The sequence below is a fragment of the Streptomyces sp. ME02-8801-2C genome, assembly GCF_033793965.1.
Classification (GTDB): Bacteria; Actinomycetota; Actinomycetes; order Streptomycetales; family Streptomycetaceae; genus Streptomyces.
This window is the reverse complement of record NZ_JARAXP010000008.1, coordinates 68,665-84,592: the sequence shown is the minus strand read 5'-3', so window position 1 is coordinate 84,592 and position 15,928 is coordinate 68,665. Positions and strand designations below refer to the sequence as shown.

The 15,928-nt window shown below is 70.6% G+C and carries 14 protein-coding genes and 1 pseudogene; 4 read left to right on the top strand and 11 right to left on the bottom strand.

The features are described from left to right. Positions 1-35 precede the first annotated feature (35 nt). A complete protein-coding gene (locus PV396_RS26175) occupies positions 36-2,444 on the top strand; it encodes an excinuclease ABC subunit UvrA (protein WP_319208597.1) in 2,409 nt (802 codons plus the stop codon). Positions 2,445-2,654: 210 nt separating this feature from the next. Here the strand turns inward: PV396_RS26175 and PV396_RS45195 are convergent, their stop codons facing one another. From PV396_RS45195 to PV396_RS26145, 6 genes and pseudogenes are all read right to left on the bottom strand, one after another. Further along, positions 2,655-3,098: a hypothetical protein gene (locus PV396_RS45195; protein ID WP_416071492.1), complete on the bottom strand. Its 444-nt coding sequence runs from the start codon at positions 3,096-3,098 to the stop codon at positions 2,655-2,657. A gap of 321 nt (positions 3,099-3,419) precedes the next feature. Next, positions 3,420-3,743: pseudogene (locus tag PV396_RS26165) on the bottom strand (hypothetical protein); the annotation flags it as partial. Continuing rightward, positions 3,740-5,836: an AAA family ATPase gene (locus tag PV396_RS26160; protein ID WP_319208595.1), complete on the bottom strand. Its 2,097-nt coding sequence runs from the start codon at positions 5,834-5,836 to the stop codon at positions 3,740-3,742. The gene PV396_RS26160 and the pseudogene PV396_RS26165, both read right to left, overlap by 4 nt. A 40-nt stretch (positions 5,837-5,876) precedes the next feature. Then, positions 5,877-6,518: a TetR family transcriptional regulator gene (locus tag PV396_RS26155; RefSeq protein ID WP_319208594.1), complete on the bottom strand. Its 642-nt coding sequence runs from the start codon at positions 6,516-6,518 to the stop codon at positions 5,877-5,879. A gap of 50 nt (positions 6,519-6,568) precedes the next feature. Continuing rightward, positions 6,569-8,773, bottom strand: a complete 2,205-nt coding sequence (locus PV396_RS26150) for an aminoglycoside phosphotransferase family protein (RefSeq protein WP_319208593.1) — start codon at positions 8,771-8,773, stop codon at positions 6,569-6,571. A gap of 210 nt (positions 8,774-8,983) precedes the next feature. Further along, positions 8,984-9,889: a winged helix-turn-helix domain-containing protein gene (locus PV396_RS26145; protein ID WP_319208592.1), complete on the bottom strand. Its 906-nt coding sequence runs from the start codon at positions 9,887-9,889 to the stop codon at positions 8,984-8,986. A 174-nt stretch (positions 9,890-10,063) separates the two neighbouring features. Between PV396_RS26145 and PV396_RS26140 the strand changes: the two genes are divergently transcribed. After that, a complete protein-coding gene (locus tag PV396_RS26140) occupies positions 10,064-10,246 on the top strand; it encodes a hypothetical protein (RefSeq protein ID WP_319208591.1) in 183 nt (60 codons plus the stop codon). Here the strand turns inward: PV396_RS26140 and PV396_RS26135 are convergent. After that, entirely contained in the window at positions 10,237-11,013 is a 777-nt protein-coding gene (locus PV396_RS26135) for an HAD family hydrolase (RefSeq protein ID WP_319208590.1), read from the bottom strand. The genes PV396_RS26140 and PV396_RS26135 overlap by 10 nt on opposite strands. Next, positions 11,013-11,894 carry a FadR/GntR family transcriptional regulator gene (locus PV396_RS26130; protein ID WP_319208589.1) on the bottom strand — a complete coding sequence of 294 codons (882 nt, stop codon included), beginning with the start codon at positions 11,892-11,894 and terminating at the stop codon, positions 11,013-11,015. Before PV396_RS26130 ends, PV396_RS26135 begins: the two co-directional genes overlap by 1 nt. Positions 11,895-12,072: 178 nt before the next feature. On the opposite strand from PV396_RS26130, the gene PV396_RS26125 reads away from it, so the two are divergent. Further along, positions 12,073-12,261: a hypothetical protein gene (locus PV396_RS26125; protein ID WP_319208588.1), complete on the top strand. Its 189-nt coding sequence runs from the start codon at positions 12,073-12,075 to the stop codon at positions 12,259-12,261. 31 nt (positions 12,262-12,292) lie between these two features. Here the strand turns inward: PV396_RS26125 and PV396_RS26120 are convergent, their stop codons facing one another. The 3 genes from PV396_RS26120 to PV396_RS26110 form a co-directional block, all read right to left on the bottom strand. After that, positions 12,293-13,177, bottom strand: a complete 885-nt coding sequence (locus tag PV396_RS26120) for a winged helix-turn-helix domain-containing protein (protein WP_319208586.1) — start codon at positions 13,175-13,177, stop codon at positions 12,293-12,295. Between the two features lie 225 nt (positions 13,178-13,402). Continuing rightward, positions 13,403-14,674 carry a GNAT family N-acetyltransferase gene (locus PV396_RS26115; protein ID WP_319208584.1) on the bottom strand — a complete coding sequence of 424 codons (1,272 nt, stop codon included), beginning with the start codon at positions 14,672-14,674 and terminating at the stop codon, positions 13,403-13,405. Between the two features lie 53 nt (positions 14,675-14,727). Beyond that, entirely contained in the window at positions 14,728-15,339 is a 612-nt protein-coding gene (locus PV396_RS26110) for an aerial mycelium formation protein (protein ID WP_319208583.1), read from the bottom strand. Positions 15,340-15,486: 147 nt separating this feature from the next. Here PV396_RS26110 and dtd point away from each other — a divergent pair, with 147 nt between their 5' ends. Continuing rightward, positions 15,487-15,912 (top strand): D-aminoacyl-tRNA deacylase, encoded by a 426-nt coding sequence (gene dtd, locus PV396_RS26105; RefSeq protein ID WP_319208582.1) that lies wholly within the window; start codon positions 15,487-15,489, stop codon positions 15,910-15,912. Positions 15,913-15,928: the final 16 nt, after the last annotated feature.

Here is a 15,928-nt window from a genome sequence, read left to right as displayed (position 1 = left end):
GGAAAACCGGACGAGACGGACGAGACGGAGACCCGATGAGCAGGACCACGAGGACGGACTCGCAGGCGGCCGACGCGGCGCACGGTGCCGACAGTCACGATCTGATCCGTGTGTACGGTGCGCGCGAGAACAACCTCAAGGACGTCAGTATCGAGCTGCCGAAGCGTCGGCTGACGGTGTTCACCGGGGTCTCCGGTTCGGGCAAGAGCTCGCTGGTGTTCGACACGATCGCCGCGGAGTCGCAGCGGCTGATCAACGAGACGTACAGCGCGTTCGTCCAGGGGTTCATGCCGACGCTGGCGCGCCCCGAGGTCGACGTGCTCGAGGGGCTGACGACCGCGATAATCGTCGACCAGCAGCGGCTGGGCGCCGACCCGCGCTCCACGGTCGGCACCGCCACCGACGCCAACGCGATGCTGCGCATCCTCTTCAGCCGGCTGGGGGATCCGCACATCGGGCCGCCCAGCGCGTACTCCTTCAACACCGCGTCCGTCCGCAGCAGCGGGGCGATCGCGGTCGGCAACAAGAAGGCGGTGAAGGCGACCTACAACCGCACCGGCGGTATGTGCACGCGCTGCGAGGGCCGGGGCGCGGTCTCCGACATCGACCTCACACAGCTGTACGACGACTCCAAGTCGATCGCGGAGGGCGCGTTCACCATCCCGGGGTGGAAGTCGGACAGCCAGTGGACGGTGGGGCTCTACGCCCAGTCCGGCTTCCTCGACCCGAACAAGCCGATCCGCCGGTTCACCAAGAAGGAGATGCACGACTTCCTCTACGGCGAGCCGACGAAAGTCAAGGTCAACGGCGTCAACCTCACCTACGAGGGCCTGATCCCCAAGATCCAGAAGTCTTTCCTGTCCAAGGACAAGGAGGCGCTGCAGCCGCACATCCGGGCGTTCGTGGAACGGGCGGTCACCTTCACCACCTGTCCCGAGTGCGAGGGCAGCCGGCTCAGCGAGGGGGCCAGGTCGTCGAGGATCGGAAAGATCAGCATCGCCGACGCCTGCGCGATGGAGATCCGGGACCTGGCGGAGTGGGTCCGCGACCTCGACGAACCCTCGGTCGCGCCGCTGCTCACCGCGCTCCAGCACACGCTGGACTCGTTCGTGGAGATCGGCCTCGGTTATCTCGCGCTCGACCGCGCCTCGGGCACCCTGTCGGGCGGCGAGGCGCAGCGCGTGAAGATGATCCGCCATCTCGGTTCCGCCCTCACCGACATCACGTACGTGTTCGACGAACCGACGATCGGCCTGCACCCGCACGACATCCAGCGCATGAACGACCTGCTGCTGCGGCTGCGCGACAAGGGCAACACCGTGCTCGTGGTGGAGCACAAGCCCGAGGTGATCGCGATCGCGGACCACGTCGTCGACCTGGGTCCCGGCGCGGGTACGGAGGGCGGCACCGTCTGTTTCGAGGGGACCGTGGAGGGGCTGCGGACCGGCGGTACGGTCACCGGCCGCCACTTCGACGACCGTTCCGCGCTGAAGGCGGCGGAGTCGCTGCGCAGGCCCACCGGCACGCTGCCCATCCGCGGCGCGACGAAGCACAACCTCCAGGGCGTCGACGTGGACATCCCGCTCGGGGTGCTGTGCGTGGTGACCGGGGTCGCCGGGTCGGGCAAGAGCTCGCTCATCCACGGGTCGCTGGTCGAGACGCGGGGTGCCGTCGGCGAGGGTGTGGTGGCGGTCGACCAGACGCCGATCCGTGGCTCCCGGCGCAGCAATCCGGCGACGTACACCGGGCTGCTCGACCCGATCCGTACGGCGTTCGCCAAGGCCAACGGGGTCAAGCCGGCCCTCTTCAGCGCCAACTCCGAGGGCGCGTGCCCCACCTGCAACGGCGCCGGGGTCATCTACACCGACCTGGCGATGATGGCCGGGGTGGCCACGACCTGCGAGGACTGTGAGGGGAAGCGGTTCCAGGCGGCGGTGCTCGAGTACCGTCTCGGCGGCCGGGACATCGCGGAGGTGCTCGCGATGTCGGTGACGGAGGCGGAGGAGTTCTTCGGCGCGGGCGAGGCGCGTACGCCGGCCGCGCACCGCGTCCTGGACCGGCTCGCCGACGTCGGCCTCGGCTACCTCAGCCTCGGCCAGCCCCTCACCACCCTGTCCGGCGGCGAACGTCAGCGTCTCAAGCTGGCCACGCACATGGGGGAGAAGGGTGGCGTGTATGTCCTCGACGAGCCGACGACCGGCCTCCACCTCGCCGACGTCGAACACCTGCTCGGCCTGCTCGACCGGATCGTGGACTCCGGCAAGTCGGTCATCGTCGTCGAGCACCACCAGGCGGTCATGGCCCACGCGGACTGGATCATCGACCTGGGCCCCGGCGCGGGCCACGACGGCGGCCGCATCGTCTTCGAGGGCACCCCGGCAGACCTGGTGGCATCCCGCAGCACGCTCACGGGGGAGCACTTGGCGGGGTACGTGGGGGCCTGAGTCGGGGGCAAGCAGGACTGGGCCCTGCTGCTTGCCCGACCGCACCACCCGCCTCGGCCGGATGGCTGGGCATCCCGGTCAGCTCCGGCGCGCGGTCCGAGGCCGAGCGTGCCGGGCTCGCGCTCCGGCCGGCCCGGCGGGGAGGGGAGGGGCCGGGGGCCGTCGCCCCGGCAGCGACCCGGGGGGCTTCGCGAATCGCGCCCGCCGCCCTCACAACTCTCGGAGCCACTCCTCGACGACCGCGAAGTCCGCATCCCGCAGGCCGTGTCGTGGGTCGACGCGATGCAACAGGGCGCGGCCGGGGTGGTGTTGGGCCACCCACCGCCGGTCGGCATCGGTCACCTCGTCGTCGAGCCACACGAAGTCCCGCCCGGCGGCGAAATCGACGAGCGGGCGGGTCTTCCAGTGCACGTTGGGCGCGGTGGGCCTGGCGGGCGCGCTGGGTCCGCCCGGCACGCCCGGCGCGCTGGACCCGCCAGACGCGGCGGGCCCGCCAGGGCAGCAAGGCGCGCTCGGCCCGCCAGGCGCGCTCGAGCCGCCAGGGCCGCATGGGCCGCATGGGCCGCATGGGCCGCATGGGCCGCATGGGCCGCATGGGCCGCATGGGCCGCATGGGCCGCATGGGCCGCATGGGCCGCATGGGCCGCCAAACATGCTTGCCCCGCCAGACACGCTGAGCCCGCCATGTCCTCCGGGTCCTCCGGGTCCTCCGGGTCCGCCAGAACAGCCGGGCGCGCTCGGGCCGCCAGGGCCGCATGGGCCGCCAAACGTGCTTGCCCCGCCAGACACGCTGAGCCCGCCATGTCCGCCGGGTCCGCCGGGTCCGCCGGGTCCGCCATGTCCTCCGGGTCCTCCGGGTCCGCCGGGTCCTCCGGGTCCGCCAGAACAGCCGGGCGCGCTCGGGCCGCCAGGGCCGCATGGGCCGCCAGGGCCGCCAGGGCCGCATGGGCCGCCAGGCGCAGCGGAGCTGGCAAGTCCACCGGGGCCGCCAGGCGGGTCATCCGCGTCCGGGTCCGGCCAGTTCACCACCGGCAGGGCGGGCAGGCCCAGCCACGGGGAGACGGTCACGTTCGCCTCGTCCATCCACGTCGTCGCCCACACCAACTCGCAGGCCGACGTGGCCAGTCGAGGGCCGAGGGCGGGGTTGATCCGGGGCAGGAGGGGGTTGGTCTCCCCCGCCGGGAGTGGCAGCGGGCGGGCCGGCCGGTACGTCGGGTAGCCGTCCGGATACTGCTCCGGTGTGCCGCCGAACGGGATCAGCGGCCCGTCGACATCCAGAAACACGAGAGGGACGTTCAGAACGGCAACGCCCTCCCATGCACGACCTCCAGCCGGGACACCGCCCGGGTCAGCACCACGTACAGCCGGTGCAGACCGCGCCCTGTCGCGCCCTCGCCCTCCACGATCGCCGCCGGTTCCACCACGACCACGTGGTCCCACTCCAGCCCCTTCACCGCCGTCGCCGGCATCACCGCGACCCGTCCTCCGCTCACCGTCACCCCCGCAGCATCCAGCGCCTCCCGTACGGCCGCCACCTCCCCGTCCGCCGCGACGACCCCCACCGACCCCTCCCCGGCCAGCGCCCGGCGTACCGCCGCCAGCACCTCACCGGCGATGTCGGTCGCCGCCACGACCCTCAACTCCCCGTCGCCCCGCAGGGATCGGGCCGGCGGCACCGCTACGTCCAGGCGGGCCAGCAGTCGGTTGGCGAAGGCGACCACCGTCTTCGGCACCCGGAACCCGACCGTCAGCGGGATCACCGTGGCGTCCGGTTTGCCCAGGTGGCCCAGCAAGGGCCCCCATTCCCGTGCCGCCCACGGCGTGGTGCCCTGGGCCAGGTCGCCCAGGACCGTCACCGAGCCGTACGGCACCCGGCGCGCGATGGCCCGGCACTCCATCGGGGAGAGGTCCTGGGCCTCGTCGATCACGACATGGCCGTATCCCTCGGGGTGCTCGATCAGCCCGGCGACCTCGTCGAGGAGGGCCAGATCGGCGGCCGACCAGCGCGCCGACTTCCACGATCTCGGCGGACGCGCCCAGCACACCGCCCGCTGCTCGTCCGCCGCCAGGAGTCCCTCGGCCGCCCGCGCCAACGCCCCGGCGTCTGACAGGAGTTCGGCCACCACCTCCTCCGGACGCACCCGCGGCCACACCGCCTCGACGTACGCCCCGACCGGCCGCGCCCGCTCGATCCGCCGTACCCAGGCGTTCGGCTGCGGGCCGGCCCGCCGTTCCGCCTCCCGCTGGATACGGTTCACGACCCGCGTCCGTACGCGCTCACGCCCCACGGCGTACGGCGGCTCCTCCGCCCGTACGCCGGCCACGATCCGCGCCAGTTCCGCCGCGGAGATCCGCCAGCGGTACGAACCGTCGGGCACCTCAAGGGAGTTGGCGTACCCCTCGACCCGCACGCGTGCGTACAGTGCCCGGCGCAGCACCTCCGCCATCCGCGCGTCGTGCTTCACGACGGCGGCCCGTTCGTCGTCCTCCCCGCGCACCGGATGGCCCGCGATCTCGTCCGAGACCGTCGACTGCCTCACGCCCGTCTCGCCGAGGGCGGGCAGGACCTCGGAGATGTACGAGAGGAACGTGCGGTTGGGGCCGAGGATCAACAGGCCGCCGCGCTGGACGCGCCCGGGGTGCGTGTAGAGGAGGTAGGCGGCCCGGTGCAGCCCTACGGCCGTCTTTCCGGTGCCGGGGGCGCCCTGCACGCACACGGAGACACCGAGGCCCGCCCGTACGAGGTCGTCCTGTTCGGGCTGGATCGTCGCCGCGATGTCCCGCATGGGCCCGACCCGGGGCCGCGCGATCTCCCGGGCGACCAGCCCGTCCGCGCCGCCTGCCAGACCCGCCAACTCCCCCTCTCCCGCGCCCCCTTCCCCCGCGCCCCCTTCCTCCACGCCCCTTTCCCCCGAGTCCTCGTCCAGGTGCTCGTCCTCCAGGCCGGTCAGGTCGGCGGAGTCGCCCCTGCTGCCGGGTGCCCAACCGAACCGGCGCCGTACCGCCACGCCCTGCGGGTCGCGTGCGCTCGCCTGGTAGAAGGCCCGGGAGACGGGGGCCCGCCAGTCCACGACGAGGGGCGGGCGGGTCGGGTGCTCGCTGATCCGCAGGCGCCCGATGTGATAGCTCTCGCCGCGGTGCTCGCCGCCCCGGTCGCCGCCGTCGAAGTCCAACCGGCCGAAGAACAGGGGCCCTTCGGGCAGTTCACCCAGCGCCTTCGCCTTGCTGCGCAACTGGTACCCGAGCACTTCCGCGTCGGCCCCGGAGGCGGAGACGTCCTCGCCGGTGACGACGTGTTCCCGGGCGCCGTCGATCATCGCGGCGAGGGCGGCGCGGCAGATGTCGTGATGGGCGCGCTCACGGCGCAGGGAATCGCGGAGCGGTGACGTCATTGCCGTAGCCTACCCGGAAAACGTAACCGAGTTACATATTTTACCCGGTAGCGTTACTCACGCCACCCGACCGAAGCCAGGGCAACCCGGCCTCCAGCTGCCGGAACGCCTCCTCCGCCGCCGCGACCGCATCGCCCCGGACCGCCTCCACCGCCTCCCCCGCCGCGATCCGCCGCCAGTTCTCCTGCGCGAGGATCCGCAGTACGGCGATGATCTGGCCGGCCGCGAGCCGGGCCGCCAGGGTGTCACCGAGGGCGACGGCGAGTACGGCCTCCGAGCGCTGCTGGTACTCGTACGCCCGTGCGACCAGCGAGGGGGTGCCGTAGAGCAGCCGGTGGAAGGCGAGCACCCCGGGGGCGCCGTTGAGGCCGGTGACCGGGTCCTCGCGGCTCAGCCCGTCGAGGAAGTGCCGCCGCAGCGCCTCGACCGGCGACACCCCCGCACCGGCCGCCCGCACCACCCGCGCCGCCTCGTCCTCGTGATCCGCGAAGCGGTACAGGACGAGGTCCTCCTTGGCCGGGAAGTACCGGAACAGCGTCGGCTTGGAGATCCCGGCGGCGGCGGCGATCTCCGCGACGGACACCGCGTCGAAGCCCTTCTCGAGGAAGAGCCGGATCGCGACGTCGGACACGTTCTGGTATGTCTGCTGCTTCTTGCGCTCGCGCAGCCCTGTTCCTGCCATGGGGCGAGGGTACGCACTGCCGCGACCCGTGCGCCCGCACCGCCGTCCCGCTACGCCAACGCCCGCGCCAGGTACGGATTCTCCGGGGAACGGGTCGGCAGGCCGAGCGCGGCCGTGGCCGAGGCCAGCGTCATCGCGTACGACTCGACCGCCCGGCGGACGTTGGGGGCGTCCAGTCCCGCGCCGGTGACCAGCCGGTCCAGGTCGATGTAGGCGGATCGTACGATCTCGATGTCCCGGTACACGCGCCAGTCCCGTTGCCAGTTGTCGGTGTACTCGGGGGTCAGCGTCCGCGACCATCTGCTGAACATGCGCTCGCGGATCTCCGAGCGGGTCGGCGTGAGGTGCATGTGGCGGACCAGGTCGTAGAGCGGGTCGCCGACCACCGCCATCTCCCAGTCGATGATGGTCAGCGCCATCCGGTCGTCCCGGCGTACGAGGTTCCAGGGGTTCAAGTCGCCGTGCAGCAAGGAAGGTTCACGGTGGCTGACCACGTGTCGGCCCAGGATCTCCCTGAGCCGGTCGGCGTCGGGCAGACCGAGGAGCCTGGCCAGTTGCTGCGACTCGCGCGGCAACGAGCCCACGAGGACGACGAGTTGCTCGCTCAGCCAGGGGTAGAAGTGCCCCCCGCCCGCCATCGGGTCGAGTCCCTTGTAGTCGACCCCTGTCAGGGCGGCGAGCTGGTCGACGAGCGCGTCCGCCTCGTGCGGAAGCAGGCCGCCCACCGGATGGCCGGGGGCCTGTTCGAGGTCCCGTCGGCCGGCATACGTGTGGACGGCGAAGCTCTCCCCGCGATAGCTGGTGCCCAGGGCGAGAACCCGTGGCGCCGCCACCTGGGCGCCCGACTTCTCGATGGCCTGGAGCACTGCGTGCTCGCTCAGGAAGCTCGGCTCGAGCCGACTGGCCTTCGCCGCCACCTCCCGCCGGACCACCACGGGAAAGTCGACACCCTCGACCCGGACCACCGAGTTGAGGTGCGCGGTCCCCTTGAACACCCGGTCGGCCGGTGCCGCACCCTCGGCGAGCAGCGCGCGGCGCACAGCGGCGTGCGGAAACTCGGGGCGCTCCGGGACCCGCCTGTCCGGTGTCCAGCAGATGGACGGACGCCCCCCGCCGCCCTCACCCTCCCCCTCGCCGTCACCCTCCCGGGACGACGACATCTGCCAGCGGTACAGGACCTGTTCGATCGCCGCCACGCTCGGCACATCGGCCAGTCCCAGCGGCTCGGCCGCCTCTTCGAGCGCCGCGCTCACCGCGGACGTGGCCTCGGCGAGGGACTCCTGGTCGAACGTTTTTTCCAGTGAGCGCGCTGCCCGCATGACGTCGGGAAACACGGACTGTGCCCGCTCGAAGGCCACATAGCGCGGCAGGTCCCGCTCCAGACCGTTGACGGCACCGGGCCTGGTCGCCTGCATCGCCTCGGCCCAGGCGCCCACCACCTCGTCCCACTGGAAGTCCGGGTACTTCATGCGTACGAGGTGGATGGCGAGGTCGTGCAGGGGGTCACCGTAGGTGGCCAGCTCCCAGTCGACGGAGGCCAGGGAAGAAGGATCGTTGTGGCAGGTGACGATCACGTTGTCCCGGTGCAGGTCCGCGTGCAGCAGGCTGTAGGGCCGGCGGGCCATCACGGGCACCCGCTGGGCCAGCCGGGTCAGCGCGTCCGCCGGAACCCCCAGGGCGACGAACAGCCCGCCGTAGACAGCCCAATTGGACTGCCGGATGTCACGATCAGCACGGTGCGCGAGCATCCGCAGGAAGCTCTGGCCGTCCTTCTCGTTGCGCGGGAGACTGCTCGGCAACGACTCCTTGCGGACCTGGGACACCTGGGACATCAGTTCCGCGAGCGCCTTGACCACCGGAGCGCCGACCGGCTTGCCGTTCTCGGACACCTCGGAGAGCGGTACGCCGTCCACATAGCTGTGGATCGCAAAGCCGGGGCGGGAGACGAGACACTTCGGCGCCCGGGGCACGACTCCTTGGACGGCGTGCAGGATCGCCGACTCACGCTCCCAGGTCCGGATCACCACGGGCAGCGCGTCCGCCCGGCGGACCCGCACGAGTACCGGCGAACCCGCCTCGCCGGGGACCACACGCGCCACGGTCTCGGGCAGCGGGAGAACATGGTTGCGGTTGTGGTGCCCACCGCGCTCCACTCCCAGCTCCGGGGCCTGCCGCACGAACGCGGACACGACGTCGGGCCGCGCGCCGGTGGACCGTTCCCGCCGGGGGGGCCGGGGAACAGGGGGTGCGCCCACTGGCCGCTCCTGATTGCTCGCGCGAGGTGGAGAAGAGAACGCACAGCTGGGCAAACGCTATGCACAGGGTGCGTCCAGCACGACCGGAGCCCGGGCTCATTGGCCACAACGAGTGGGTTTGCCACTCATCTGCATCAGATCGTCCGAGGCAGGCGTGTTCGCCTTCTCATACGCAAGGACGGGAGCGGTTGCTCACTTGGTGCGGGCATGCTACCGGACGGAACTCCAGCCCTGCTCCAGGCCCAGTTGATCCCATGTGGCGTCGAACCAGCCCTGTGCGCCCTCGACGAAGAGCGACCCCCGCGAGTTCGGGTCGGCGTCCCGGACGAAGCGGGTCAGCGGGGCTCCGAGGCCCAACACGTCGAGCGCCTGGATCTCGTCACCGCTGTCCAGGACGACCGGCCGCCGTATCGGGACGTACAGGCCGTGCAGCGCCTCGACCCCGTTGATGAGGTACAGCTTCCAGGTCGGGGCGATCGGCACGCTGCGGACATGGAACTCGGCCACCGGCACCAGCCCTTCGGCGCGCAGTTCTCGCAGAGTTCGCCACGAGGCCTCCACATGCCGGAGCGTGAGGTCGACGAGACGCCTCCTCAGCCGCGGAGTGTCCTTGGGGTCGGCCCCCCGCAGATAGGGCAGGTCGACCTCCTCGGTGGGCAGGAGCAGGCGCAGGGTGATGCGCGAGGGCCTGATCAGGCCGGCTCTGATCCGTTCCAGCTGGAGCTGGATGTGTGTGGCCAGTGACTCCGACGTCAGGGCGTAGACGTCCAGGTCGACCTCGGGCTGTTCGAAGGCTTCGCTGATGAGCGGGCCCAGGGTCACCGTCAGAGGCGACGCGGCGGCCGGGACGGTCGAGGATCGCACCGCCCGCGCCTTGACGACCCGGGATCCGCTGCCCTGCCGGGACTCGATCCAGCCCTCGTTGCGCAGCTCCCTCAACACACGCTGCACGGTGTCCCGGGACACCGCGAACTCGTCGGCGAGCGCTCGCTGTGGGGGCAGCTGGGAGCGCAGGGGGTACACCCCCTCCGCGATCCGGTGCCGCAGGGCGTCGGCCACCCGGTCGAACGCCCTGCCGCCCCCGTCGGCGGCCTGCCGCCCTTCCTCATTTTCCACACTTCGACCGTACCGCTCCCGGTCCACAACCAAACAGATTCCAGTCAACTGAACCATCAACTATCAGGCCGGTTAAGGGATCAATCAGGCCGGGCAGACCACTCTCAGGCCAACCAGTCAAATTGGACGGCCAGTTGAATGCTTTTCGCACAGTGGAAGGGGTGGGTGGGGGACATGCTCATGCTCCAAGCGGCCCGAGCGCTCTGCGAGTTCCTCCTGGGACGACTGGCCCAGCAGGAACTCGGAGTGCTGGGCCTGCTGCTCATCGCCGCGGTCGCCGTGGGCGTGCGCGCCCGCCACACCGGGCTGGCCGTCGGTGCGGCGATGGTGTTCACCCTGTTGATGATTCAGGCCTGACCTGTTCCCGACAGGCCACGGACCACACCCAGTACCGGCTCGAACGAATCCACGATCGTCTGTGCGCCCACGGCTCTGAGTTCCTTCTCCTTGCGCTCGTTACGCGCGTAGCCCAGGAATGGCACTCCGGCCCGGCACGCCGCCCTGTAGTCCGCCGGGCTGTCGCCGATCATCAGGGCGGTCGACGGAGCCGCGCCCATCCTCTCCAGGGCGAGGTTGAGGCAGTACGGGTCCGGCTTGAGCAGATGGAGGTTCTGGGTACGGCCATAGATGTGCGGGGAGAAGCACCTCGTCACCTTGCGCTCCTGGAGATAACTGCGCACCGTTCTCGCGGAGTTGTTCGTGGTGATCGCGAGGCGGGCGCCGACCGCCTGCCAGGTCTGTATCAGAACGTCTGCGTACGCCGTGGGCATCGCCCTGGGCACCGCCCGCAGTTCCTCCTGAGTGAGACGTTCCTCCAGCTCCTCCACCAGGTCGCTGCCGGGGTGGCGCAGGTTGACGGCGCGAAGGACGACATGCGGGTCGGGGGATTCCCGTTCGGCCACCGTGAGGAGGCCGTGCAACCCCTGCCGCTCGAGCCAGACCACCAGCTCGATGGCCACCTGTTCCGCCGAGTGCCCCGCGAACAGCCGGCAGATCGGCCCGTCGAAGTCCCAGAGCACGACACGCGCTCGGGCGATCCGTTCCCTCAGGTCCTCGGTCGCGGAGTCGATCACGGGCTCGGTCACGGCGGACGCCAGTTCGGTCTGTGTCGTATCAGAGGTCACTAGGAGAGTGTCAGGTCCGTCGTGATGGTTTCCCAGAGGGCGTCGAACCACTTCTGGGATTGCTCGACGAACGCCGTGTCCCGTTCCCCGGCACCCTTCTCGAACGAGAAGAGGAGCGACTCCCTCCCCAGGGCGTCGTACATGTCCAGTGGCGCTCCGCTCTCCGCCTGCTCCTCCCGGCGGGCGATCATGTAGTACGCCATCAGCGCCTCCGTCCCGTTGAGCAGGTACAGCTTCACCGGCGGGGTGAACGGCAGCGCGCGGAACGTCACGTGTACGTCGATGCCGTGGGACGAGCGCAGGGCCAGCAGATTGTGCCGGAGCACATGTCCCTGGGCGTTGCGCTGGGCCAGCCAGCGCTGGTGGACCAGGTCGTCGTCACCGCGCCCCTCGACAGGCACCGGGAAGGCCAGCGTGATGTCCCGGGACGGCAGCAGGATGCGTACGTCGATCGACTTGGGACGGATACGGCCCTCGTGGATCAGCCGCACCGGCTCACCGACCGCCAGCATCAGGCTCTCCGCGGTGAGGCAGGCCGCGTCGACACGGACGTGCGGCGCGGAGAACGCGTCCGTCAGACGCGGCGCCAGCCCCACCAACGTCGGCTGGGGCCCCTCCCGGGGCGGGGTCACTTCCGCGACGCGCGGCGGGCTGCCCTTGCTGACGTTGGTCAACAGCCGCTCGGCGTGCAGGATGCGCAGCGCCTCCCGTACGGCACCCCGCTCGACGCCGAACTCCTCGGACAGCTCGGCCTGGGTGGGCAGGCGGTCGCCGGGCCTGAGGTCGCCGGTGCGGATGCGGTCCCGCAGGGCGGCGGCGATCTCCTGGGGCGACCGTCTTCTGCTGCCGTTCACTGCCACGTTCTCCTGGGTCACAACCAAACGCTACAACTCCGATCCATCTTTGGGGAGTTGTTTGAAAGTTGTTTATGAGTAGTGGCCAAGTGGGGACAACCTACTCAGAGTTGGTGCCAACTGAGCGAAGTTGGCAAACATCTTGACCGGCCATGTAGTCACTGAATCTGAGCCTGCAGCCCGAAAGCCTGAAGGAGGAACCACCATGCCCGCCATCGCACTCCTCGCCGCCGTCTTCATCAGCGGCTTCCAGCAGTTCATCAGCTGGCAGTACGGAACCTCCGGGGTTGTCGGACTGCTGCTGCTCACCATAGGCATCAAGGCCAGGAACGCGACCATCAGCTCCATCGGAGCGGTCGTACTCGCCCTGCTGGTCACGGGCCCCACCCTGTGACGATGACGGCGGCGACCAGCCGTGGGAGACATCAGCCGGTCAGCACCAGATCCGAACTGATCGTCTCCCACAGTGCGTTGAACCACAGCCGCGACTGCTCGACGAACGTCGTGTCGCGCAGCCCGGCACCCCGCTCGAACGCGAACAGCATCGACCGGACGCCCTCGGCGTCGTACATCGCCACCTGCTCGTGGTCGATCTCCGCCTCGCGCCTCTTCAGCGTGTAGTACGCGAAGAGCGCCTCCGCCTCGTTGAGCAGGTACAGCTTCACCGGCGGAGTGAACGGCAGGGCCCGGAACGTCACCCGTACGTCGATGCCGTGGGACGTACGCAGGGCACGCAGATTGTGCCGGAGCACCTGGCCCTGGGCGTTGCGCTGGGCCAGCCAGCGGCGTTGCAGCCGGCCGGTGGCCGAGGCCCCGGCGGGAGAGCCGTCCGCCGACTCCACCGGCGAGGGGAACGCGAGGTCGATGTCACGGCTCGGCAGCAGCACCCGGACGTCGATCCTGGCCGGATTCAGCCGTCCGGCGTGAATGTGCCGCAGCGGCTCCCCGATGGCGAGGGTGAGCGACACGGACGTCAGACACAGGGCGTCGATCTTCACGTGGGGCGCCGCGAAGGCCGCCTCGATACGCGGCGCGAGGGCGACGGTGGTGGGCAGCGGCGGGGCGGCGGGGCCGGTCGGCGCGGGCCCTGGATCGGGCGCGACCGTCGCCGGGCTGCCCTTGCTGACGTTGATCAGCAGCCGCTCGGTGTGCAGGATGCGCAGCGCCTTGCGCACGGCACCCCGTTCGACGCCGAACTCCTGGGCCAGCCTGGCCTGGGTGGGCATGCGCTGGCCCGGCCGCAGCTCACCGGACCTGATCCGGGTGCGCAGGGCGTCGGCCACCGCCTGGTGTGACCTCTGGGGCTCCACAGCCGAACCCTACAACTTCCCGCCATCTATGTGGAGTTCAAGTGAAGGTGGTTATGAGACGCCTCCAAGTGGAGATAAGAACAGTGAAGTTGGCGACCAACTTCAACAACATGGTGAAACCTTTAAGTGGTTGGCGGCGAACTCTTCTCCGGAGGGGAGCCTGGAGCTCGCCGGCCACCACCACGACCGGAAAGGAGGTCGGATCAAAAGCGAATCACCAGCGCATCAGAAGATGTCCGGGCACCAAGGCCGCCTGGACGTACGCAGCAGGGCGTCGGCCGTACGGGCGGCGCCCGCTCGTTCCTCCCGCACCTTCCCCAGCGCCGCCAGCCGCACCGCCGACTCGTCGCCGAGCCACAGCGCCGCCAACTCCCTTACATCCAGGGTGATGTCAGCGGCCTCACGGACACCGGCCGTGCAGGACCCGACGCCTTCCTCTGACACCTCGAGCCGATACCGCCCCCCGGCGAACCCGGCCTCGTCGACGACCTCCAGGACAAGACCACGGCAGCCGCCGACCGCCGTGACGTCGTAGGGACGCGCCTCCAGAGCCCGTACGACATCCAGGATCCGCACCCACAGCCAGTCCGCGTGCGTGGCGATCCTGGCCGCGCGCGGGTCCGGCAGGAAGAAGGGGAGCAGGTCGTCCGGGGCGCGCCAGCCGGTCTTGACCTTGGTGATCCAGTCGATCGAGCAGAGGTACTCCCACAGGGCGCGCTCGGCGGCCGGCGTCGTGGCGATCAGCCAGTTCACGTCGGCGGTGTCCTGCGGCTGCTTGGCGTCCCACTTGTCGTCGGCCTCGTACGAGACCAGCCCCTCGACCTCGCCCTCCGCGGAACGGTAGACGGCGTAGAAGGGCTCGTCCCACGACTCCCCGAACCGCACCAGCCCGGTGTTGACCTGCCACCAGCGCTCGTCACGGCTGACGGCACCCGGCTGCCGCCGTGCGAGCCGCGCGTGCAGGTCGGGTCCCAGCTTGCGTACGTCCGCCGCGTCCACGAGGTCGATACGGCCGCCGTCCGCAGGACCCGCCCAGCGGGGGTCGAGGCCCGCGCGCGGTACGTCGATCGTCCACTCGGAGGCCCAGGTGGCGGGCCCGAAGCCGTACCGCCCGTAGATCCGGTACTCGGCGGCGATCAGCGTGGCGACGACGTCCCCGCGTTCCTTCGCGGCGGCGAGGTCCTGGGTCATCATGCGGGTGAGGATGCCTCGGCGGCGGTGGGTGGGGGACACGGTGACGTTCGAGATCGCGTCGGCGGGGACGGTCGTGCCGGCGCCGACGCTCAGTTCCTGGGGGAACGAGCGGAAGGTGGCGACGCAGCGCTCGCCGTCGTACGCGCCGAGGCTCCGGCCCGGCAGGAATCCCCCGCGGCGGGCCTCCAGCTCGACGTCGGTGACCTCGGGCGACCGAAGAAACCCGGTGCTCAGGGCCCTGGTCCACTCCCGGAGTCCGTCCTCGGTGACAGTACGTATGGCGATGTCGGCGCGGGGGGTCATGGGGTCAGGCTAGGGGGGTGGTGGGCGAGGTGTCGCGGGCTTTTCCTCGCCCCTCAGATCAGCAGATCCTCCACCTGCGCCTCGCCCTCCCGGTACCGCCGCGTGATCTCCGCGCTGCAGTCGTCCGCCGTCCGCTGCAATCCCTGTCGCCGCAGCGAGACCTGCTGCTCGTACCGCACCAGGCGCCCCATCGCCGCCGTCAGCTCCACATCCGTACGCGCGTCCAGGTCCGACAGCTCGACCTCCGCGAGCATCTCTGCCGCCATCTGCCCGTACTCCTCGCTGTGCGGCGTGCCCAGCGTCACGTGGCGTGCCGACGACCGGTGCCGGGCCGGCGCGTCCGTCAGGATCTCCGACAGCCGCTCGACGACCGGCCCCTCCCCCACCGCGACCGCGGACGTGGGCCCGCGCCGCGCCAGCTCCGCCCGCAGGATGTCGATGCGCCCCTGCAGCAGCCGCCGTACGTAACTGAGGTCCGCCTCGTCGCGCTGGGCGACCCGGCGCAGCACGCGCAGCTCGGACAGGCGCAGCACGGCGAGCTCGTGGCCGGGCGGCACGGGAGCCAGCAGCGAACTGATCGATGTGACCGGAGTGGCCGGGCCCGTGTTGCGCTGTTCGGGCGGCCGGGCGGCCGTGTGAAGCCGCCCGGTACTCAGTGTGCTCATGTGCCTCTATGTCCCCTCGACAGGCGAATGGAAGCATCGTCCCACCCCAAGTGGCCGCTATGTAACCGAGTCCCCCCGAACGGCCCCAGACATGGTCTTTGAGGATCAAAAAGAATCCCTGCTCGGACGGCACGGCATGATGGGCGTATGCGAGCGGTGGTGCAGCGAGTGGACGGCGCGAGTGTCGTCGTGGACGGCGAGGTGACCGGAGAGATCACGGGCGAGGGCCTGTGTGTCCTCGTCGGGGTCACGCACGAGGACACGAAGGAGAAGGCGGCCCAACTGGCCCGCAAACTATGGTCGATTCGCATGCTGGCGGACGAGAAGTCGTGCTCCGACATCGACGCCCCACTCCTGGTCATCAGCCAGTTCACCCTGTACGGGGACGCCCGCAAGGGCCGCCGCCCGACCTGGAACGCGGCCGCCCCCGGGGACGTCGCCGAGCCGCTCGTGGACGAGGTGGTCGCCCAACTCCGTTCCCTGGGCGCGACGGTGGCGACGGGCCGCTTCGGCGCTCAGATGCGGGTCACCCTGACGAACGACGGCCCGTTCACGGTCCTCGTCGAGATGTGAACGCCGTGACCCCGTG

Coding starts and splice junctions, on each gene's coding strand:
- PV396_RS26175 (WP_319208597.1), top strand. CDS start 36: ATGAGCAGGACCACGAGGACGGACTCGCAGGCGGCCGACGCGGCGCAC.
- PV396_RS45195 (WP_416071492.1), bottom strand. CDS start 3,098: ATGTTTGGCGGCCCATGCGGCCCATGCGGCCCATGCGGCCCATGCGGC.
- PV396_RS26160 (WP_319208595.1), bottom strand. CDS start 5,836: ATGACGTCACCGCTCCGCGATTCCCTGCGCCGTGAGCGCGCCCATCAC.
- PV396_RS26155 (WP_319208594.1), bottom strand. CDS start 6,518: ATGGCAGGAACAGGGCTGCGCGAGCGCAAGAAGCAGCAGACATACCAG.
- PV396_RS26140 (WP_319208591.1), top strand. CDS start 10,064: ATGCTCATGCTCCAAGCGGCCCGAGCGCTCTGCGAGTTCCTCCTGGGA.
- PV396_RS26125 (WP_319208588.1), top strand. CDS start 12,073: ATGCCCGCCATCGCACTCCTCGCCGCCGTCTTCATCAGCGGCTTCCAG.
- PV396_RS26115 (WP_319208584.1), bottom strand. CDS start 14,674: ATGACCCCCCGCGCCGACATCGCCATACGTACTGTCACCGAGGACGGA.
- PV396_RS26110 (WP_319208583.1), bottom strand. CDS start 15,339: ATGAGCACACTGAGTACCGGGCGGCTTCACACGGCCGCCCGGCCGCCC.
- dtd (WP_319208582.1), top strand. CDS start 15,487: ATGCGAGCGGTGGTGCAGCGAGTGGACGGCGCGAGTGTCGTCGTGGAC.